General features: G+C 45.1%; 2 protein-coding genes. Both read right to left on the reverse strand.

Annotated elements, in window-relative coordinates:
• Window positions 1-819: 819 nt before the first annotated feature.
• Window positions 820-1416: a phosphoesterase gene (locus tag Q0340_RS08320; protein ID WP_298082926.1), complete on the reverse strand. Its 597-nt coding sequence runs from the start codon at window positions 1414-1416 to the stop codon at window positions 820-822.
• Window positions 1417-1497: 81 nt separating this feature from the next.
• Window positions 1498-2991, reverse strand: a complete 1494-nt coding sequence (locus tag Q0340_RS08325; RefSeq protein ID WP_298082927.1) for an RNA ligase — start codon at window positions 2989-2991, stop codon at window positions 1498-1500.
• Window positions 2992-3233 lie beyond the last annotated feature (242 nt).

Raw genomic sequence — 3233 nt, forward strand, 5'->3', positions numbered from 1 at the left:
ATAGCGTAAAATTCTACGGAATTTCGTGAAATTTTATTTGGACGCGGGCAAGATCGCGGCAGCTACGGATAAAATTTGCAGCAGCTTAGATAAAACCGCGCGCGACAATCGGCAAAATTCCGCGAAATTTCGCCGAGCGCGTTAAGTTCGCCTTTACCCTGCTATCTCATACACCCCGTATTCATAGACCGCGCAAAAGGCGGCATCGCTTTGGGTTTTGATACTAAAGAGAACACATATCCTGCTTCTCATTCTTGCCGCTCGGTGTGTTGGCGTGGATTACGCGCGGGTAAATTTAAAATTTAGCTCCGCCCCGTCACGCCGAAGCGAAGCTTTATTAAAACGATTGGAGCAGCTATTTTAGGCGCGCAATCGTCTTTTAAATACGCACCGATCTTTTAAAGCGTGCGACAAATTTTAAAATTTGCGCGTAGGCAAAAGGGCAAAATTTAAGCGGTGAAGCTAGGTTTTGTCGCTTTTAAATTTAACTTCGTCTTTCATATAAAATCAAAATTCTGGGATTTTTGAATAAGCCATTAAATTTAACCAAATTCGCCCCCGCCCGAGTCAAAATAGGCGGGGTAAATTTGATCATTTCTCGCCAAGCGGCCAGTAAACGATCGGCTTAGCTCCGAGCTTGCCTCGCGGTGATACATTCCGAGCTTATCTTTCGTCCACGCAAAGCCGGTGTGTGCGTGCTTATCGATAAAGATGCCGCCGCCGGGCTTTGCCTATTTCCGTATTATGCGGGTGCTTTTGCAAGATATTGTGGCAGGCTACGCTTAAATCAATGCTGAGGCTGTCCGTGTTTAACCCGGATCACGAATGTCTTGCCGCGATTTGCTTTTGCCCTAAAATTTGCACGATCTCGTCTAAGCTTAAAATTTTGCCGTGCGAGTCAAAGCCTACGTTTAGTATGCGCCCCTCCAGGCTGGAAGCGCGGTCGTGCAAGTGCCCGTGAAGCATAAAAGAACCTTTCGAGGCGCGGTTGTGCTCCTCTATGGGATAGTGAAACATGCAGATGCTCATACCCGTTTTGCCGTCCTTCATCGCGCCCGCGCCGCCGTCAAAATTTAGCTCCTTGTAGTGCAGGATATCGCTAAAGATGGGATTTCCGTCATCTTTTAGCTCGCGTAGCAGCGCTTCTTTGTTTCGGCTAATGAGCGTATCGTGGTTGCCTAAAATCAGCACATGCGAGCCGTTTAGCCTACGCGCGACGCTTTTTAGATCCTTTAATTTATTACAAAATGCAAAATCGCCCAGATCATAAACCGTATCCTCGGGCCCCACTACGGCATTCCAGAGCTCTATTAGCTTTTCATTCATCTCGCCTACGTCGTTAAAAGCCCTAAATTTAGGGCAGTATTTCATAATATTTGCGTGATAAAAATGCAAATCGGAGGTAAAAAATATCATCATTTTCCTTTAAGCTTTAATCGCTGCATTAAATTTACGCTTTACGTAAATTTGCGCGGCGTCAAATATCCGCGCTAATCGTTAAATTTTTTCCAAAAATTCTTTTATAAAGCCTAGCTTGCCCTGCTCGTCAAGGGATTTGAATTCCCGCTCGTTTGCTTTGATGTGATCGACCAAAGGGTGAAATTCCTCATCGAGCTTGGTTTTATCCAGTTTGCCGGAAAGCGCCTCGTTTTTACTGCGAGCGAAAAATTTATTCACGAGATAATAAGGCGTTTTCATCTTAAAGCAAAAATCGTTCTGGCTCGGGATATACACCATAAAGCCCTCGAATTTCGCCTCTTTGACTATATTTTTTAGCTCCGCAAAGCTCGTTTTTAGATACTGTTCGCCATCTTTATAAAAAGGTCTTTTTAGCGCTCCGTCAGTACTTGCGGCGATCTTATCCAGTTCAAATTCGCTCTCTTGCGCGCCGGTTTTAACGTCGATAAGTCCGATAAAAGTCTCGCCAAGCTCCTCTTCTACGATGTGCGGGTCGCTCTCGTCGGTGATCTCAAATAAAAAAGTTTTATTTGGATAGCGTTTGAAAATCTCTTCAAATTTGCAGCAGTGCTCGCGCGCCATCTGTGCAAATCTACTATCGGTCGATCCCGTCGTAGAGTAGATGACGCGGCGGTTAAAGCTCGCGCCGCTTTCGTGGGCATCTACGTAGGTGCAACACCCCAAAAAGCCGTTTACCTTTCGCACGGCAAGCACGGGCGTATCGTCTGTGATGTCGATAGGATAAAGGCTTTTGCGCGAGGTAAATTCCGAGTAGTTATAGACCTTTTTAAACGGACGCACGATGATATTTAGATTATCGTCCATTATGAGCCCGCGCATCTCAAGTAGCGCCTTATCCCAATCGGCTTTGAAAAAGACGCGTTTTGAGTATTTGTAGGTGCGAAGCTCGGGATAAAGCTCGCTTTGACGCGCACTCCAGAGCCTTTTATCCTGCGTGGCGGCGATATATTTTTTCGTTACGTAGGTATTTTGCGCCGCATCAAAGGGTAGATCGCGCCTATTTAGAGCCGCCGCGTCTTTGATCTTTTGCGCTACGCTTTCGCTCATAGGATTAACGGGCGGGATCAAAATTTCGCCCTCTATTTTGTTGTTTGCGACCTTGATAAACATCGCTATCACCGTATTTTCATCGACGCCGTGCTCGGAAGCGAAGAAATTTTGTATTCTAAAGCATTCGAAAATAAATCCATTTTGGGCGGCTTGCTCTTTTAGGCTTAGCAGCTCTTTGGTGCGCGCGCTCACGTTGCTAAGCACGATAAGAACGTCTTTAGCTTTGTTTTCCAGGGCAAATTTATACGCCTGCTTTATCTCGCGGGCGACCTTGCGCTTCGCGTCTTCCAAAAGCTTCGGCGACCAAGTATAAATCCCCGCCTCATCGGTTAGAAACATATCGTTTTCCAGATGATAAATTTGCGCCTGCGGATATTCGTTTTTAAATTCTTTAATTTTCTCTTTTGCGAAAGTCGTTTTACCCGAGCCCGCGTGTCCGCGAACGACTATAAATTTTCTCATTTTACCGCCTTGATTTTATGTGGCGATATTCTACCTGAAATTTGAGCGCTTTGGTATCAAGAAATATGGATTTTGGTAAAATTTAAGGCTCGGCGGAACTTAATATTTCTTGATTTGAGCCTAAGTTAAAGAGAGCCGATTTTAAATAGAAAATTTGCGCTTTGCCAAGGTTTTGAAAGTAAAATTTAACCGAATTTAGCCTCGCCGAAGCGCTTGATTGATGAAAGCGCCAAATTTGATAG

Origin of the sequence: uncultured Campylobacter sp. (assembly GCF_938045595.1) — a bacterium.
Taxonomy (GTDB): domain Bacteria; phylum Campylobacterota; class Campylobacteria; order Campylobacterales; family Campylobacteraceae; genus Campylobacter_B.

Excerpts from the sequence above, each read along its gene's own strand:
- Q0340_RS08320 (WP_298082926.1), bottom strand. The coding sequence starts at position 1,416 with ATGATATTTTTTACCTCCGATTTGCATTTTTATCACGCAAATATTATG.
- Q0340_RS08325 (WP_298082927.1), bottom strand. The coding sequence starts at position 2,991 with ATGAGAAAATTTATAGTCGTTCGCGGACACGCGGGCTCGGGTAAAACG.